We start from the raw sequence: 16,816 nt of genomic DNA, 5'->3' as shown, positions 1-16,816 counted from the left end.
TCATTAAAACAATGGGTTGCTGGGTAATTGGGCCGCTTGTAAGCATGATGCATTGACCTTCATGATTATATTTTGAAATTTTATTTGATGCCGCGTGGGCGTTTTGATTGCTGTCAGCTCATATTTAAGGCTATGTTTTATAGTAACAATGAAATAAATGAGAAAAGTAGTGCTAGCATTATGACTGCGGGGGTATATCGCTTGCACGTATATTGATCTCTAAATAAAACATCGCACTCAGGAGCACAATATGTTTAAGAATCTTTTTGCTAACCTGCAGAAAGTCGGTAAGGCACTTATGTTGCCTGTATCGGTTCTGCCGGTAGCCGGTATTCTATTGGGAGTTGGCGCCGCTAACTTTAGCTGGCTGCCAGAAATTGTTTCTCAGATTATGGAACAAGCTGGTGGTTCCGTATTTGGTCAAATGTCACTATTGTTTGCAGTAGGTGTTGCACTCGGCTTTACGCACAACGACGGGGTTGCCGGTCTGGCTGCTATCGTTGGCTACGGCATCATGACGGCAACGCTAGCCGTGATGGCCAGCGTGATGGGGGCAGAGAAAATCGATACAGGGGTACTTGGCGGTATCCTTGTCGGTGGTTTGGCCGCATGGGCTTTTAATCGTTTTTTCCGTATTCAGCTGCCAGATTACCTGGGTTTCTTTGCAGGTAAACGTTTTGTACCGATCATGACCGGTTTCTGTGCAATTGGTCTTGGTGTCGTTCTTTCAGTGATCTGGCCACCAATCGGAGGGGCAATTGAATTATTCTCTCACTGGGCTGCAGAACAAAACCCAACGGTTGCGTTTGGTATCTACGGTATTGTTGAACGTTCTTTGATCCCATTTGGTCTGCACCACATCTGGAATGTCCCATTCTTCTTTGAAGCCGGTAGCTGTATCAATGCTGCGGGTGAAGCACGTACGGGTGTACTGACTTGTTATCTTGAAGCTAACGAAGCAACTCGTCTTGCCGGTAACGGCTTTGGACAGCTTGCCGGTGGTTACATGTTCAAGATGTACGGTCTGCCAGCGGCAGCAATCGCTATCTGGCATTCCGCGAAGCCTGAGAACCGGGCGAAAGTGGGCGGGATCATGATCTCTGCGGCACTGACGTCATTCCTGACGGGTATTACCGAGCCAATCGAATTCTCATTCTTGTTTGTTGCTCCAATTCTATACGGAATTCACGCGTTACTGGCGGGTTCTGCATTTGTAGTGACCAACATGCTAGGGATGGTGCACGGTACGTCTTTCTCGCATGGTTTCATTGATTTTGTGGTTCTTTCTGCAAACGCTCAGAAAATAGCGTTGTTCCCATTAGTGGGCCTTATCTACGCGGCTATCTACTATGGCGTGTTCCGTACAGTTATCGCGAAGTTTGACCTGAAAACACCAGGGCGAGAAGAGGAAGAAGAAGAGGCTGCAGTTGCTTTTACTGGGTCTGAAATGGCGAAAGAGCTGGTTATGGCATTCGGCGGTAAAGACAACATTACCGGTCTGGATGCATGTATCACACGTCTGCGTGTTTCAGTTGCAAGCATCGACAACGTTGATCAGGATAAACTGAAGAAATTAGGCGCAGCAGGGGTAGTTATCGCAGGGGGAGGGGTTCAGGCTATCTTTGGTACTAAGTCAGATAACCTGAAAACTGACATGGATGAGTGGATACGTAATCACTAAGACGGTTCACTGATTTAGTCACTTGGATATAAAGGGAAGCTTTGGCTTCCCTTTTGGTACTTGCCTGCACTGTCCCGTCCTAGAGCGACAAAAAGAACAACATCAGTACGGGAACCAACAAGCTCAGGATGAAACCGCTGACAATCGCAATGGGAACACAGCGAATGCCACCGCAGTTCTGAATGACCGGCAAAGTAAAGTCCATCGCAGTGGCGCCGGCATAGCCGATAGCCGTATTGGGATAACGCTGAATAATGATTGGGATCAGCGTCAGGGCAATAAGTTCTCTGAGCAATTCATTTAAGAACGCGGCGCCACCATAAATTGGCCCCAGGCCATCGCCGATTAATATGCCGGCCAACGAGTACCAGCCAAAACCAGAAGCCATCGCTAAACCGTGGTTAAATGGAATATCCAAGATATAAGCCGCAACCAGGCCGCCAGTTAAGGAGGTGGCGATGATCACGAGAGCAATAATAATGCCTTTCTTATTTAATAATATTTGACGTAAAGTCATGCCGCTATTTCTAAGTTGAATGCCAATCAGAAATAGCAAAATGAGCAGTATTGTTTCACTGGCTTGGTCTACCCAGGAAAGCTCGAAACCCAGTGTGATCCCCACGAACAGCCCGCCGGCGACCACTAAAACCAAACGTACTGATTCCATGACCATTTTGCTAAGGGGAAGTTGACGATGATCGTGATTGGTATCCGTTGGCCATAGCCGATCTAAGAAAGGTAGTGCAGCCAGATTACATAAGCTAATCGAGATGAAAAACGTCAGGGTATAGATGATAATTTGGCTCAGGTTCTGCCCCAAGTTATCCAATCCGGCCAGACTTAACCCCATCAACGCAAGGATCACCAACACAAGGCGGCTGGTCTGGGTATTAATGAAGGCTAATACCGAACTTTTACTAACCGGTATTAAATAGCCAATTATCAATGGCAGGAAAATGTAGAGCATCCCTGAGAACATGAGCATCCTTAACGTATTTTCTAAATATCAATATTTGATAAGTATTTTAATAGCTTATCAATAGCGCTTAGCCATGGTCAATTGAAACAATGCGGCGCATTGCACCGCATTGGGGAGGAGGGTTACATACCGCTGTCTTTCATGACATTCCGAATTTGGCTTTCGAAATCGGCGTCAGGCATGTTGGTGAGTTCATACATGACTTCGGCACCAGCCAAATCAAGTTCGACATGGTGTTCATTGATGGCCTCATCATTATCTTTAAACATCAACAAGTGGTTGGCCATTCGAGCGATATCCAGATAACTGGTTTTATTGTACTGTTCTTTATAGGGCATCGCTTTATTTGAAGCGACTTCCAGATAATCATCATCAAATCCCCAATGCTTGAGCACCATGGAAGTTGCTTCACCACAGCATTGCTGGAAAACATAGGTCGCGATGTCGAGATCTAGGTAATTACCGTGGTTCAAGTAAGAATGGTACTCATTAATTAAACCAAATACGCCGATATCGGCTAATAAACCAGTCAGTAAGGCTTTTTCTGGTTCAAGGCTTAACTGTTTATCACTATGCTTCGTTATCCCCTGACAGATCAATGCCATGGTACCTGCTAGCTGGCGCGAACGAATAGCACTTTGCGATAATAATAGATTACACTCGTGACCAAAATGATTTTTATTTTTCAGCTCTTCAATTGCTTGTGCTGTGACAATATCTCTGACTCTTAGAATACCTAAGCGTGATACTGCGGCTTGAAGATCATGACAAATAATATTGCGTCGATTAAACATAATAGTATTCGAAGTGCGGACAATCGATGCTGCCAGGCTTGGGTCATCGAGCAAAAGATCAGCAATATCACGAACCGTTGTATCGTCGGCGTTACAGAGCGTATGTAGCTGAGCCAATACCTCAGGTATAGGGGGAAGTGATAGACGATTTTTTCTGACTGCGTCTTTTACAAGAGAGCAAAATTCAGACTCCAGCCCTTTGATGATTTTTTCATTTTCGGGCTTTAGCCAAAAAAAAGATAAATGTGTCATTACTGATTTTAGTTAATGATAGATAAAAAGATTCTAACGCGAGCGGAGAGTGATGGACAGGGTCGTGGCCCAAAAAAAAAGAAAGAAGTTAAATCAATTCTCGCTATTCATCGTCATGATATTCGGTATCTAGCAATTTCAGCAGGAATCTGATTGTTAATTTTGGGCTTTCCTGGGTAATGAGTAGTTGTTTATATTGAACCTCGAGAGGTAAGATCTCAATCCATCTCTGGCAGATCCAACTAATATCATTGTATTTAGGGGCTGAATATAATGCACCGATTTCAGGCATGGTGGAGTAAAACAGCTTCAGTTTATCACTCAAACATTGTGTCAAACGACTAATTGGCAGTGAGTGCCACTGAATGTAAGGCTTATATTCTCCAATCAGAAGCCCGTCATAGTCAATATGGATATCGATCAGACGGATTTTTTTACTCCCCTCAACAGTAATTCCCAGCAACCCCCCTTCAAGCGCATTAAAATCAACAATGTTGACCAGAGTTGCAATAGCAGGAATTTTTTTTACCTCTTGGTTTTCATCGGCCTCATTGATCATGCATATAGTAAAACCAGAGCTTGATGCTAGCGATTCCTTTACCATACGAATGTATTTTGCTTCAGCAACCGTGATTTCGAGCCTCCCGCCAGGTAAGACATGTCCTGATGATGGAAGTAGTGCCGTGCGTGCCATTTTATACCCTCAACTGATTATTATTAACAATAGACCTCAGTGATAAGAATAACGATAAGACATTGACATATTATTTGATGTTTTTGAGATATTACTCGGCGAAAAATATGGTCAAATTTTGTCACTTTTCCCTTATTTCGCGATGAATAATATGCCTTAAATCTCAAAATGAACTGTTCTTTGTTTCATATGTGGTAATTATAATTCCCGTGTGTCATTGTCAATTTGTTGGCGCTTTTTGTTGGGCGTTACCGGAAAAAAGACCAATAACGTTTGGCAGGAGGATATACAGTGACTTCGTTCAAGGAAGAGTTTTTTAACTATCTGAGCGGCTTCGGATGCCATGAGAAACGCTCGATGTTCGGTGGAACAGGTGTTTTTATCAATGGTGCAATGTATGCGATTTTAACGGAAACCTCATTGTTTCTCCGTGGAGGAGGAGATCTTGATGAGAAACTTGTTGCGTCAGGCTGTGTGAAATTCAAACACATCAAAAGAAGTACAACAGCTGTAGTCAATTATTATGATATTACTCAATTGTTTTTACGTGATGCGAAAAAATGTAGTGTACTCGTCAATGAGTCTATTGAAATTTCGCGGAAAGAGAAGGCTTTTAAAACTTCGGAGCAGAGTAAGCGATTGCGAGACCTACCGAATATGCGCCTGACCTTAGAGCGGATGGTCAAAAAGGCGGGCATTCCGGATGTCAGTAGCTTTGTTACATTAGGTGCTGCTGAAGTGTATCGCAAAGTAAGGAGCACACACGGCAGTGATGTTGACGTGAAATTGCTCTGGATGTTTGCGGGTGCAATTGATGGTTGTCATTGGACGCTATTGAAAGAAGATCAGAAACAAAGTTTGTTAAGCGCTATTAAATGAAACTATCTATCCATATAGTCCGGCCACCTTTTTGGGTGGCTTTTTATTTGGTATTTTTTATTTGGTATAATGCGACCAAATAAATATGCTCCATTTGGGACTCTATGCAATTACCTAAACTTACGGGATCTGTGTTGTCTGGCTTGCATTGCTTTCTTATTGCAGCTGATCAGATGAGCTTTACTCGTGCCGCTGAAATTCTTTACCTTACCCAAAGTGCAGTTAGTCATAAAATAAAGAACCTGGAAGCCAGCCTGGGAGTGCAATTATTTATCCGACAGCCACGTAAGCTGTTATTGACTGAAGAAGGTAAGCGTCTAAAAGCCGTTGTTGCGCACAATTTTGGAGATATAGTCCATGAAATTAGGGATTTAAAAACATTAGAGCTGAGTGGTGATCTGAATGTTTCAGTGCCGCCGACCTTTGCTCAAACCTGGCTGTTACCTCGTCTTAAGCATTTCATCGATAAATATCCAGCATTACGTTTTCATCTTCGTACCCGTAATGATCTGGTTGACTTCCAGACTGAATCATTTGACTGCGCGATCTACTTTGGCCACGGAAAATATGCTGGTCTGCATTCAGAGAAGTTAATGGATGAAACTATACTGCCAGTGTGTAGCCATGAATATGCGACGGTACATAATCTTTATGAGCAGCCCGATAATCTGATTTCATGTATGTTGTTGCATGATGCAGCACCATGGGCCAGAGCAGGTCGTAACGATGAATGGCAATACTGGGCACAGCGACAAGGGGTTACTTTACCCGAGAGTGGCTGCACCTTTGATCGTGCTGATTTGGCCTTACAAGCTGCTGAAAGAGGGCTGGGTGTAGCGATGGGACGGATGTCTTTTATCGCCGAGCAATTAGCAACCAATCGCTTAGTAACACCGATTAATCGGCCTGTACGTTCCCCACTAAGTTACTACGTGGTATGTCGCCAGGAAGTGGTTTCTTCACCGCGGATTAAGGCATTTCAGCAGTGGATAACCAGTGAAATCTCAGACTGAACGCCAAGCAAGCCGCCATAAAAAAGCCCCTGGCGGGGCTTTTTCATTTAGTATTTGAAGCGAGTGGTCAGCATGATCTGGTCGTTGTAAGTGTCGTTGAAACGAGCTTCTGCGCCAAGAGAGAATAGCTCTGTCGCATGGAATCGCGCGTACGCTGCACCGATAGTGTTCTCATCATCATCGATGCTGGTGTGGCCAATCAGACCGCCAACTTCAAGTTGCGGCCCAAGCCACTGGCGAATACCAACGTTTACTTCCATGCCGAATTCTCCGCTGGAACTCGTGTGCTTATCACTTTTTTCGTTGCGAAGCTTAAGCTGACCGGTGATGTCGGCCCAGTTGTTAATCGGCGCGTGGAAACCAACACCCAGAGCCAGGCTCCAGTCTTCCTCGAATTCTGTGTCAATATTGCCGGTAATATGTGCGTTTGGGTGAATCGATTTACTGAAACCTGCGCCGTACGTTAGCGGGCTAATACCAATACGCGCCTCAGCGTAATCGTAACTGAAGTTACTCATCGTTGTTGATGACTCAGCATGGACTGCTGAAACAGATGCCAGCATAATGCCTGTAGCACAAAGAAATTTACGCATGATAATTAGTCCAAGGAGCAAAATAATCCTCTCATTTTAATGGACAAATAAATTCAATAATAGATTTTTGGCCTATTTAGTTGAGAAATTGATGTGTGTGTGGGTAAAAATGCAGCAAAAATCACAGAAAAGCGTGATCTGAAACTAGATTATCATTCTGACCTAATGAGATTAAGAGCATATAAGTGTTTAAAAAATAGGCAGATGAAAGCTAGTGTAATGGATAATATCAAGTTAGAGTGAATTTTTGCGGGCTTAACCTTACAGGAAGCAATACGATGTTCCCCGTAAGGTGAAATTTAGAACAGACAGTTCAATGAATAGACTTGGTATTACTGAACCAATTCATTACCCGATACCGTACCGACTTCAAAATGGCGAATGTTATTTAATGTCGTATCAGCAATATTCCCCAGCGCCTCTTCTGTCAGAAAGGCCTGATGGCCAGTAAATAAGACGTTGTGGCATGAAGAGAGGCGACGGAAGACGTCATCCTGAATGACGTCATTTGACTTATCCTGGAAAAACAGATCTTTTTCGTTTTCATAAACATCAATACCCAGCGAACCAATCTTGCCGGTTTTAAGTGCTTCGATAGCATCTTTAGAGTTCAGCAGTTCACCACGGCTGGTATTGATGATCATCACGCCGTCACGCATTTTATTAAACGCATCAGCATTAAGCATGTGGTAGTTTTCTTTTGTCATCGGGCAGTGCAATGTAATGACATCCGCTTGATGGTAAATTTCATCAAGGGTGGTGTAGTTTACACCTAACTTAATGGCCGTTGGATTTTCGTAAGGATCATAGGCCAGAATATTCATGCCTAAGCCTTTTAAGATCTTGATAGTGGCGATGCCGATTTTGCCGGTACCAATAACACCGACAGTTCTACCGTTAAAGTTAAACCCGGTTAAACCTTCTAATGAAAAGTTCGCATCACGGGTACGTTGATAGGCACGGTGAATTTTTCGGTTGAGGCTTAGCATTAGCCCTAAGGTATGCTCGGCGATAGCTTCCGGAGAATAGGCTGGAACACGAACTACCTGAATGTTTAATGCTTTTGCGGCGTTAAGATCGACTTTGTCGAAGCCCGCACAGCGCATTGCAATCAGGCGGACACCGTTGCTAGTCAGTTCTTGTAGTACGGGCTCGCTTAAATCATCGTTAACAAATGCACACACAGCGTCAAACCCGTGAGCCATGCGGGCGGTTTGCCTGGTCAGGCGGAAATCAAAGTAAACCAGTTCGTGCTGGTAGTTGTCATTAATCAGCTCGAAAGAGGTCTGATCGTACTTTTTGGTGCTGAAGACTGCAATTTTCATATGTCACCTTTCCGGAGAACTATTATGTGATCAACATAACATTTATGGGTTCTCCCGGGAAGGTTTGTATGACAATTATATGTCTGATAGGGATAAGCGATTGTTGCTAAGTGCTTGCATGATTCTGGCGGTATCCAGTATGCGTGCCCATGGCATTAAATCTTTCTCGTTATCAATCATATAGGTGGTTAATTGGTTAATGGCAACATCCTTTAACTGATCGCCGTTCCAGGGTTTTGAAATAAAATAATCCAGACTGGCGTTATTGACGGCCTGGACGGTTTCTTCTAATCCGGCCTGGCCAGTCAGCAATACTTTTCGTGCCTTGGTGGTTTCTGACTGGTGCTTCAATTCGATGAGAAAATCGATTCCGGTTTCTCCCGGCATAATGTGATCGCATAAAATTAGTGCCAGTGGGATATGATCCGCAATGGCTTCTGCCAGTACTTCTTTTGCTTCATCCACCGATTCCGCCGCCTCAATGATAAAGTGTTCTTCAAGTGTATTGAGATCATGCAAAACGCTGTCCAGCACTTCTCTTTCGTCATCGACACATAAGATGAGGTATTTGTTCATATGGTCTCCTTTAGCTGCATTTACTTGACCGGCAGCGTGACTATCATTCGAGTAAATTGACCGGGTTCTGATTCCACCCGAATCTGTCCATGGTGTTGGTTGATGAGCTGCTGGCAAACCGATAACCCGATACCTAAACCGAAATCGCCTTCGCGTTTGGTCGTGTAATTCAATGCAAAGATTTTCTGTTGCTCATCTTCGGGGATCCCCTTGCCGTTGTCTTCAAAAACAATATCAATTTTTTGCTGGTTACTCTCTGGAGTAAAGCGAGTTGTGATATGGATCTCTCCAGGCTCTCCTGACTCTTCAATGGCATCCAATGCATTGGCAATAAGGTTTGTCCAGACTTGCTGTAAGGCGATAGGCTGACAGGTGATCGCGGGAAGGTCTGCATACTCTTTCGTGACATGATGACGCTTTAAACGGTTTTCAAAGATAACTAAGGTGTCTTCTAGCCCTTCGTGTACATCAACCGTATGCAATGTTTCGTCATCCTGACGGGCATAACTTTTTAAACTTTTTACCAAATCGGCTATGCGGTGTGCGCAGACGTTAATTGAACGTAGAAAATTACCCATCTGATAATAGTTATCCCACTCTGTCATTACCTGCTTTAACTGGTTTTTCTGCGGTAATAACCACGAAGTCAGATGGTCATGATCATCAATGCCCATTTGTACTGCTTTACGGGCAAGCTGGCGATCACCAAGCAGTCCTTCTAACTGCTTGGCACGCTGACGGGTTTCCGAGGTTGATAATGGCCTCGATTGCATGGCCTGCTGCAGAATATGGTTACCACGCGTTTTGTTGTCATGGCTAAGCTGAGACTCTGTGAGTTTACTGACCGTATCTTTCAGGGTTTCACTGCCACGTAAAATAGCAGAGACCGGGTTATTGAGCTCATGGGCGACCCCTGCAACCAGCTGCCCCAAGATAGCCATTTTTTCTTTCTCGACCAGTTGATGGTAGGCCTCATCCAACGATTTCAATGTCTGCTGTAGTCGCAATTCTGTTTTAATACTGCCTTGTAAACGGCGGTTGAAGTTACGTAACAGTAAGTTGGTAAACAGCGGCAATAACTCGTTACGTGAGTTCATGACCTTAGTAAATAGCTGGCGGTCGAGCTTGATAACATCAGTTTTACTGAGGGTGATACCGGTTGAGAAGGAAGGTTCACCGGTAACAAATGACATCCCGCCCACTAAATGTCCGGGACCGACCCTGACCACTTCATGTTTGCAGCCGTCATTATCTTTCTTATAGAGCGCGACTTCCCCCAGAGTGATGAGCCAGAGAAAACTGTTGGGTTCCCCCTCGGTGGTGAGCAAATGGCCTGCACTGTAGGTACGGCAGGCCCGGCTTTCATCATTACCATCAAAAAATTCATGCAGTGCATCAGCGACCTGCGTTGCTAAGCTTTCATCATCCAGACTGTTGGTATTTTGAATGAAACCGGAACGGAAACTCGACATCTGACGGTCGATATGGGCTTTTAGAATACGGCGATGATCCAGCACTTGGCTGTATTTTAGCCAGTCTTCTTCCGGGTGCTTGAGAATGTAGGTAGTGAGCTCTTTAACCAAAACCCGATAGAGTTCGTCTTTATTCCAGGGCTTGGTCAGGCAGTAATTTAAGCGGCCTTCATTGACGGCTTGCATGATGGTATCAAGTTGCGGCCTATTATTGAGAAGAATGGTACGTGCTTGCTCGGTAGCCGGGGACTGATCAAGTCGGATCAGAAAATCTACGCCCTGATCGGTCCCTAATTCGTTATCACAAATTACCATGGCAGCCCGTTGGCCATTTTGTTCGATAAAGTGAAGTGTTTCATTGGCCTCTTTAATGCTGTCGGCACCAACAATATCGAACAATTTTGCAAAAGGCGCTAAATCCCGGCTTAATCGTTCAACCACTTCATGGTCATCGTCGAGGCATAAGATGACAAAACTGTTCACCCACACATCCCTATAAAAAATATCATTGCTGAGAGTGTATGATAATTCACCGAAAAGGACTGAGACGCTGATTACAAACCTGTAAAGAAGCGTTTCATTAGTGATTGATCAATAGAGGAATATTCCCAGTTGTAATAGACTATACCTAAGCTAGCGCAAGATGCTTGATACGGCATATTTCGCTAGCTTGGGTACACATTCACTTAAATTTTTAAATCAGGATATGACATGCTGAAGAAAGTAGCTGCGGCTGGTGGTGCAGTTGTTATTGCACTGTGCTGGCCATTTGCGACAGGTCAGGTAGGAGAGCGGATATATCTCGATACTGTTGGAAAATATGATAGCCCTTACGTAAGCATTACCAATGCCAATTATGATCGTGGTTACTTATCTTCTGATGCGGTATCTCGGATAGAGATTAAAGATGCCTTTAAGGCGATTTTTGAAGATGAGGGTTTACCAACCGTCTGGTACATTGAACATAAGGTGAAACATGGCCTGTTTGGGGTAAGCTCTGTCAGTTCTCTGGTGTTGGATGAAGCGTTTCAACCGATTGCCAACGATCTATGGGGGGACGGCGTCGCACCGATCACCTTTACCACATCGACGGCATTGACCCGCAAAACAGACTTTAACATCACCATTAACCCGGTTTCTTACATGGAAGAAACCGGAACCAAAGCAGATATCAAGGCTTTTGTAATGGAAGGCACGGTTGATGCGGAAGGTGCGAGTGAATTCCGGTATCGTTTACCTGAAGCCAAGATTATCACCTTGGCTGATGAAGCTATGGTTATGAAAGGGTTTGTCGGGGGCGGTAAAGGCGTATTAGATGGCCAGTTCTGGATTGGCAGTCAGAATTTCAGCCTTAACAGCGTGAGCTTTATTGATCAGGTCAATGATAAGAGCGTCGATGTTGAGGATGTAACGCTGGCAATGAGCAATACCCTGACCCAACCCGATCCGGCATCTGATATTGCAGAACAACATCTCACTAATCTGAATACGGTGACTATTGCTAAAATAATATCGCTTGATGGTGAAGAGTTCAGTAATTTCAACTTCAAAATGGCATTCGCTGATCTGAACTATCGTGCAATTAGTCGCTTGGGTGACATGGCTGATGAGCTTGACGATCAAATGACGGCCGAGCAGGCTAAAGAAGCCTCATTAGCACTTGATCTGTTGGTGGCTAAAGGGCTGACGTTTAATCTTGAAGATTTAAGTGTAACGACACCGCAAGGCGATGTGAAAAGTAACATCAATGTGGTGATCGCACCGGGGATTGCCCGCGCGTCGGAAAATATCGCGCAAATTACAGATAAGTTATCCGGGCAGATTAACCTGATCCTGCCACAGGCAATTGTCGATGAAGATCCTATTTTGTCTGAAAAAGCGGCAATGATGGAGCAAGGCGGTGTGGTTGTGAAGGAAAGCGGTCAGTACAAAATGCAACTGCAAATTGACGGGGACCAGATCGTCTTGGCATCGGGTGAACAATTACCGCTGGCCATGCTGTTAATGTTGTTTATGTAGCATTTTTATAGTGGTTTATATCGGCTTACCTTTAATCAGTTATACCTATTGATGAAATTGATTATTTCCATTTAGTAATTTTAAAGAAATAGACGACACTTAATTTAACGAAGACAGGTATTTTGCCATAAAAAAAGCTCGTAGCCTGTTTATCCGGCATTAACAATAGGTTCTGGGGGATACATGGAATCGTTAAAAGTAAAAGATTATATGAAGTTGCAGCCAGTAACATTTGACCCGAAAATGTCGTTATCTGTTGCATTGGATAAGCTATTAACATCAAAACAAATTGGCGGTCCGGTTGTTGATGAGCAAAAGAAAGTCGTGGGATTTTTGTCGGAACAAGACATGATCCACAAGTTACTGAAAGTGGGGTATTACTGCCAGGACACAGACAATGTGCAAGATTGTATGCGTTCTGATGTTCTGACGGTGTCTCCTGAAGACTCAATCATTGAGCTGGCAGAAATCATGTCGGCTCAGAAGCCTAAAATTTATCCGGTCGTCGATCCAAAGAATGGAAAATTGGTGGGTGTGATCACCCGACGTGATGTGTTAACGGCCATCAGTACTCAGATTGGCGCGTGTTTTAAACACCCCGTATGACTTTAACATCAACTTATTTTATTGAAGAAAGGCGCATTGGCGCCTTTTTTGTTGAATATATATCCAAACTACCTCTGCATCTTAAGGTGGCTTGGGTATCGATAATTTCAGATGTTTGCAGCAAGAGCGAAAGTCGACGACATTTTTATTTAGCCTTATAAGTATGACAAATAAGTTTTAGACCTTGAATATAAGTCATATTTCAAATTTATTGTGATTAAAGTCGCGATTTAACTTATCTTGCAATAACTATCTGTCTTACAGATGGTTTGGAATGAGAGACGTAGATCAAAAGCCTTTCATATTTAACAAAATTATTGATCTGAAAGGGTGAAATAAAGCGGATTAAGAAGCAGAATGATTAACGTCAAAGATTTATACCCAAACCACTTCAATATGCGGTGTTAATACAACTTGAAGTGGTTTGGTTATATATCATTCGCACGACGATGAACGGAGGTTCGCACGGGCGATAAATCACTGCTGGTTATTCCAATGTATAAGCAAGAAAAAAAGGAATGAACGCAGAGATTATGAGTGACGTTTTTACATTTTGTTTTAAGGGAATAACACCATTATGCGTCAATATATCAGGTATATCGTACCTATTCTGATCCCGCTTTTGATTCTTTTGTTGCCGGCAACCGCATTTCCTGTTGAGGGGCTGACAATTGTCCAGCAACGGGTTATTGCAATCTTCTTGCTGGCGGCTTTGTGCTGGGTTCTTGAGCCCATTCCAATTTATGCTACTTCTGTGGTCATCATCGTTTTAGAATTATTGTTGCTATCAGATAAAGGGCTTTATTTGTTCCGGCAAGCTGAAGGACAAGAGCACTTTGGTGATTTGCTGGTTTACAGCGACATCATGGCTACGTTCGCCAGCCCAATCATCATGCTGTTCTTAGGTGGTTTCTTCCTGGCGATGGCAGCAACGAAATACCGTTTAGATGTCAATTTAGCTCGTGTACTGCTAAAGCCTTTCGGGACTCAGCCGAAGTATGTGATGTTTGGTTTGATGCTGATCACCGCAATTTTCTCAATGTTTATGTCGAACACCGCCACCACGGCGATGATGCTGTCTATTCTGGCACCAGTTATTGCTCTGTTTGGTAATAAAGATCCGGGTAAGATCGCGTTCGCTTTGTGTGTACCCGTTGCGGCGAACATTGGTGGTATTGGTACACCGATCGGTACGCCGCCAAATGCGATTGCGCTGAAATACCTGAGTGAAGAGAACATGATCACTTTCGGTGAATGGATGTTCTTTGGTGTGCCATTTGTCGCGATCATGCTGGTGTTTGCATGGGTACTGATAAACTTTTTGTACCCGGCCTCGCAGGAAAAAATTGAACTGACCATTAAAGGAAAGTTCCTGAAAACACCTAAAGCGATCACAGTGTATATCACCTTTGGTTTGACCATTTTGTTGTGGCTGATGGGCTCGTCCCATGGCATGAATTCATACACCGTCGCATTGATCCCTGTTGCGGTATTTTCACTGACCGGCATTATCAACAAGGAAGACTTAAAGAAAATTTCATGGGATGTACTCTGGCTGGTGTCGGGTGGTATTGCTCTGGGTCTGGCACTCGATCGGACCGGTCTTGCACGCTTGATGGTACATAGTATTCCGTTTGATAGCTTCTCACCTTACGTGGTGCTGGCGGGTGCAGCGTTACTGTGTTTATTGATGGCGAATTTCATGTCTCATACCGCAACAGCAAACTTGCTGATGCCAATTATGGCTGCTTTGGGCACATCGATGAGTTCATTGGTGCCATTAGGTGGCGAAATTACCCTGATCCTGGTCGTGACTTTTGCCGCTTCACTGGGAATGTCGTTACCCATCAGTACTCCACCGAATGCGCTGGCACATGCTACCGGCCATGTTCAGAGTAGCCAGATGGCACGTATTGGGGTAGTTGTTGGTGTGGTCGGTGTGATCTTAAGCTTTGCGATGATTTGGTTGCTGCATTTAATTGATCATATCTAAGGAGAGGCGAGGGTCGAGTAGCGAGTAGCGAGTAGCGAGTACCTAGAGACTAGAACCTAGTATCTAGGCACTAGATCCCCGACTTTAAGGAACGAAAAGGCGTATTCATGCATCAACCGAAAGCATTACAGCGCATTGTCGATGTTTATTTTCAGGATCGCACGCGCACAATATCGGTCAGTGCGAACACTCAGGTGTTAAAGCAGGATGGCTTTAACGACAGGTTGTATTGGGTTAAAAAGGGTGAGTTGTCGGGTTACCTGTACAATGAAAATAGTGGCTTAACGGCGAAAGTGTTTCGGGTCGAACAAGGCATGTATTTTGGCGTGCACAGTTATTTTGCTCAGACGCTGGTGGCCTCAACCACGGTGATTGCGGAAAAAGACAGTGAGATCGCCTGGATTGATTTAAATACCCAGGCGGCCGAGCCAGAGAAGTATGGATCGCTGATCGAGCAGTTCATGCCGGTGATGGTTCACGAGCTGGCACAACGGCAAATGCTGACAGGCTTGCAAGCACTGGAAAAAGAAAAAGCACTACAAAAACTGTATGCTGCTGAGCAAATGACGACATTAGGTCAGCTGGCTGCGGGTATTGCTCATGAACTGAATAATGCCGTTGGTGTCTTGAGCAGTAAAACGGAAGGGATCCAAAACTCAATTTGCCATTTTCTTGAAGAAAACAGACCGGAAGTTTCACCGTTTTTAGAGCGTGGGATCTGTGACGGTCAGTCATCTACTTCCGCTGAGGTGAGAAAGCGGGCAAAAGAGTTGCAGGAAAAGTATTGCCTCACTCGCGATCAGGCCCGCCAGTTAGCGCGGGCCTTACCGCAAGGTGATGTGCCTGATGCCTGGTTGGCTACTATTGATGATGCTTTGCAGTATTGGGACATAGGTCGTGATCTGCATGATATGCGGCTTGCTGGTAAGCATGCAGCCAGTATCGTGCGTTCGGTGAAACAGCTGGGGGGCAGTGATCAGACTCGCCAGTCGGATATCGACGTGAACGATACGATTCACAAATCACTGGCATTGCTGCAGAGCAACTTACGTCGCGTCAATGTGGTATTGCGTCCCGCGGTATTACCCACGATTACCGCAAGTGCGACTGAGTTGGTGCAGGTGTGGGTCAATATCATTAAAAATGCCTGTGATGCTATGGAGCAAACGCCTGAGGCGCAGATTGAAATCATCACCCGTTATTCCAAAAATCGGTTGCTGATCACCATTAGCAATAATGGCCCGATGATTGATGAAGCAACACGGAGAAAAATTTTTCAGCCAAACTTCACCACCAAGAAAGGGGGGTTGTCGTTTGGCTTAGGGCTGGGTTTGTCCATCGTACAGCGTATTGTGAACAGTTACGGCGGTACGATTGCACTGAAAAGTGACCCAGAGAAAACCAAATTTCGAATTAAACTGCCTATTGCGTAAGGGACGGTTATGGAAAAGCTAAATATCATCTGCGTTGATGACCAAAGGGAAGTGCTAAGTGCCGTACTCAAAGACTTAGCGCCGCTGAATGACTATTTTCATGTTGAAGATTGTGAGTCGGCGGATGAAGCATTAGAGCTGATGGATGAGCTTGATGCCGAAGGCGAGTATGTGGCTCTGGTGATATCCGACCATGTGATGCCGGGTAAAACCGGGGTTGAATTGTTAACGGAAGTATCACAGGACTCACGTTTCAGGTTCACCAAAAAAGTACTGTTAACCGGTCAGGCGACACACCAAGATACTATTGCTGCGATTAACCGGGCTCGGATTGAAAGCTATTTTGAAAAACCCTGGAAAGCTGAAGTATTGCTCACTTCAGCCCGGAACCTGATCACCGAGTATGTATTTGATATGGGCTTCGATTATCAGCCGTGGATCGACATTCTCGATAACAGTGTTATTTTCAGACGACTACAATAGCGGTATCTGGTTCGGCCCTAGATA

The 16,816-nt window shown here is 44.5% G+C and carries 15 protein-coding genes; 8 read left to right on the top strand and 7 right to left on the bottom strand.

Features of this window, described 5'->3' with window-relative positions; all coding sequences use genetic code 11:
• Positions 1-250 precede the first annotated feature (250 nt).
• On the top strand, positions 251-1,681 hold the full coding sequence (gene ptsG / locus C9I89_RS20300; protein ID WP_107285149.1) for a PTS glucose transporter subunit IIBC: 1,431 nt from the start codon (positions 251-253) through the stop codon (positions 1,679-1,681).
• A 79-nt stretch (positions 1,682-1,760) separates the two neighbouring features.
• Here ptsG and C9I89_RS20295 read toward each other — a convergent pair whose 3' ends face one another.
• The 3 genes from C9I89_RS20295 to C9I89_RS20285 all read right to left on the bottom strand — a co-directional run bounded on the left by C9I89_RS20295 (position 1,761) and on the right by C9I89_RS20285 (position 4,400).
• Positions 1,761-2,660, bottom strand: a complete 900-nt coding sequence (locus C9I89_RS20295; RefSeq protein ID WP_107285148.1) for a LysO family transporter — start codon at positions 2,658-2,660, stop codon at positions 1,761-1,763.
• 122 nt (positions 2,661-2,782) lie between these two features.
• On the bottom strand, positions 2,783-3,706 hold the full coding sequence (locus tag C9I89_RS20290) for an HDOD domain-containing protein (RefSeq protein WP_107285147.1): 924 nt from the start codon (positions 3,704-3,706) through the stop codon (positions 2,783-2,785).
• A gap of 103 nt (positions 3,707-3,809) precedes the next feature.
• Positions 3,810-4,400, bottom strand: coding sequence for an LON peptidase substrate-binding domain-containing protein (locus C9I89_RS20285; protein WP_107285146.1), 591 nt, complete (start codon positions 4,398-4,400; stop codon positions 3,810-3,812).
• 291 nt (positions 4,401-4,691) lie between these two features.
• On the opposite strand from C9I89_RS20285, the gene C9I89_RS20280 reads away from it, so the two are divergent.
• Together C9I89_RS20280 and dsdC are read left to right on the top strand one after the other, a co-directional pair.
• Positions 4,692-5,279: a TfoX/Sxy family DNA transformation protein gene (locus C9I89_RS20280; protein ID WP_107285145.1), complete on the top strand. Its 588-nt coding sequence runs from the start codon at positions 4,692-4,694 to the stop codon at positions 5,277-5,279.
• Between the two features lie 104 nt (positions 5,280-5,383).
• Positions 5,384-6,292, top strand: coding sequence for a DNA-binding transcriptional regulator DsdC (gene dsdC / locus C9I89_RS20275; protein ID WP_107285144.1), 909 nt, complete (start codon positions 5,384-5,386; stop codon positions 6,290-6,292).
• Between the two features lie 47 nt (positions 6,293-6,339).
• Here the strand turns inward: dsdC and C9I89_RS20270 are convergent, their stop codons facing one another.
• The 4 genes from C9I89_RS20270 to C9I89_RS20255 form a co-directional block, all read right to left on the bottom strand.
• The gene (locus tag C9I89_RS20270; RefSeq protein ID WP_107285143.1) at positions 6,340-6,885 is read right to left on the bottom strand and encodes a hypothetical protein; all 546 of its coding nucleotides are present in this window, start codon (positions 6,883-6,885) and stop codon (positions 6,340-6,342) included.
• A 332-nt stretch (positions 6,886-7,217) separates the two neighbouring features.
• Complete coding sequence (locus C9I89_RS20265) at positions 7,218-8,210, bottom strand: 2-hydroxyacid dehydrogenase (RefSeq protein WP_107285142.1); 993 nt, start codon at positions 8,208-8,210, stop codon at positions 7,218-7,220.
• Positions 8,211-8,285: 75 nt separating this feature from the next.
• Complete coding sequence (locus C9I89_RS20260) at positions 8,286-8,786, bottom strand: response regulator (RefSeq protein ID WP_107285141.1); 501 nt, start codon at positions 8,784-8,786, stop codon at positions 8,286-8,288.
• Between the two features lie 20 nt (positions 8,787-8,806).
• Positions 8,807-10,741 (bottom strand): ATP-binding protein, encoded by a 1,935-nt coding sequence (locus C9I89_RS20255; RefSeq protein WP_107285140.1) that lies wholly within the window; start codon positions 10,739-10,741, stop codon positions 8,807-8,809.
• Positions 10,742-10,969: 228 nt separating this feature from the next.
• Here C9I89_RS20255 and C9I89_RS20250 point away from each other — a divergent pair, with 228 nt between their 5' ends.
• The 5 genes from C9I89_RS20250 to C9I89_RS20230 all read left to right on the top strand — a co-directional run bounded on the left by C9I89_RS20250 (position 10,970) and on the right by C9I89_RS20230 (position 16,792).
• Positions 10,970-12,277 (top strand): DUF945 family protein, encoded by a 1,308-nt coding sequence (locus C9I89_RS20250; RefSeq protein ID WP_107285139.1) that lies wholly within the window; start codon positions 10,970-10,972, stop codon positions 12,275-12,277.
• Positions 12,278-12,460: 183 nt separating this feature from the next.
• Positions 12,461-12,883 (top strand): CBS domain-containing protein, encoded by a 423-nt coding sequence (locus C9I89_RS20245; RefSeq protein ID WP_107285138.1) that lies wholly within the window; start codon positions 12,461-12,463, stop codon positions 12,881-12,883.
• A gap of 577 nt (positions 12,884-13,460) precedes the next feature.
• Positions 13,461-14,876: an SLC13 family permease gene (locus C9I89_RS20240; protein ID WP_107285137.1), complete on the top strand. Its 1,416-nt coding sequence runs from the start codon at positions 13,461-13,463 to the stop codon at positions 14,874-14,876.
• Between the two features lie 107 nt (positions 14,877-14,983).
• Entirely contained in the window at positions 14,984-16,309 is a 1,326-nt protein-coding gene (locus C9I89_RS20235; RefSeq protein WP_107285136.1) for an ATP-binding protein, read from the top strand.
• A 9-nt stretch (positions 16,310-16,318) separates the two neighbouring features.
• On the top strand, positions 16,319-16,792 hold the full coding sequence (locus C9I89_RS20230; protein WP_107285135.1) for a response regulator: 474 nt from the start codon (positions 16,319-16,321) through the stop codon (positions 16,790-16,792).
• Positions 16,793-16,816 lie beyond the last annotated feature (24 nt).

This window comes from Photobacterium lipolyticum, assembly GCF_003026475.1.
Taxonomy (GTDB): Bacteria; Pseudomonadota; Gammaproteobacteria; order Enterobacterales; family Vibrionaceae; genus Photobacterium; species Photobacterium lipolyticum.
Note: the sequence above shows the minus strand (reverse complement) of the source record. Positions and strands in the feature narration are given on the sequence as shown.

Coding starts and splice junctions, on each gene's coding strand:
- ptsG (WP_107285149.1), top strand. CDS start 251: ATGTTTAAGAATCTTTTTGCTAACCTGCAGAAAGTCGGTAAGGCACTT.
- C9I89_RS20295 (WP_107285148.1), bottom strand. CDS start 2,660: ATGTTCTCAGGGATGCTCTACATTTTCCTGCCATTGATAATTGGCTAT.
- C9I89_RS20290 (WP_107285147.1), bottom strand. CDS start 3,706: ATGACACATTTATCTTTTTTTTGGCTAAAGCCCGAAAATGAAAAAATC.
- C9I89_RS20285 (WP_107285146.1), bottom strand. CDS start 4,400: ATGGCACGCACGGCACTACTTCCATCATCAGGACATGTCTTACCTGGC.
- dsdC (WP_107285144.1), top strand. CDS start 5,384: ATGCAATTACCTAAACTTACGGGATCTGTGTTGTCTGGCTTGCATTGC.
- C9I89_RS20270 (WP_107285143.1), bottom strand. CDS start 6,885: ATGCGTAAATTTCTTTGTGCTACAGGCATTATGCTGGCATCTGTTTCA.
- C9I89_RS20265 (WP_107285142.1), bottom strand. CDS start 8,210: ATGAAAATTGCAGTCTTCAGCACCAAAAAGTACGATCAGACCTCTTTC.
- C9I89_RS20260 (WP_107285141.1), bottom strand. CDS start 8,786: ATGAACAAATACCTCATCTTATGTGTCGATGACGAAAGAGAAGTGCTG.
- C9I89_RS20250 (WP_107285139.1), top strand. CDS start 10,970: ATGCTGAAGAAAGTAGCTGCGGCTGGTGGTGCAGTTGTTATTGCACTG.
- C9I89_RS20245 (WP_107285138.1), top strand. CDS start 12,461: ATGGAATCGTTAAAAGTAAAAGATTATATGAAGTTGCAGCCAGTAACA.
- C9I89_RS20240 (WP_107285137.1), top strand. CDS start 13,461: ATGCGTCAATATATCAGGTATATCGTACCTATTCTGATCCCGCTTTTG.
- C9I89_RS20235 (WP_107285136.1), top strand. CDS start 14,984: ATGCATCAACCGAAAGCATTACAGCGCATTGTCGATGTTTATTTTCAG.
- C9I89_RS20230 (WP_107285135.1), top strand. CDS start 16,319: ATGGAAAAGCTAAATATCATCTGCGTTGATGACCAAAGGGAAGTGCTA.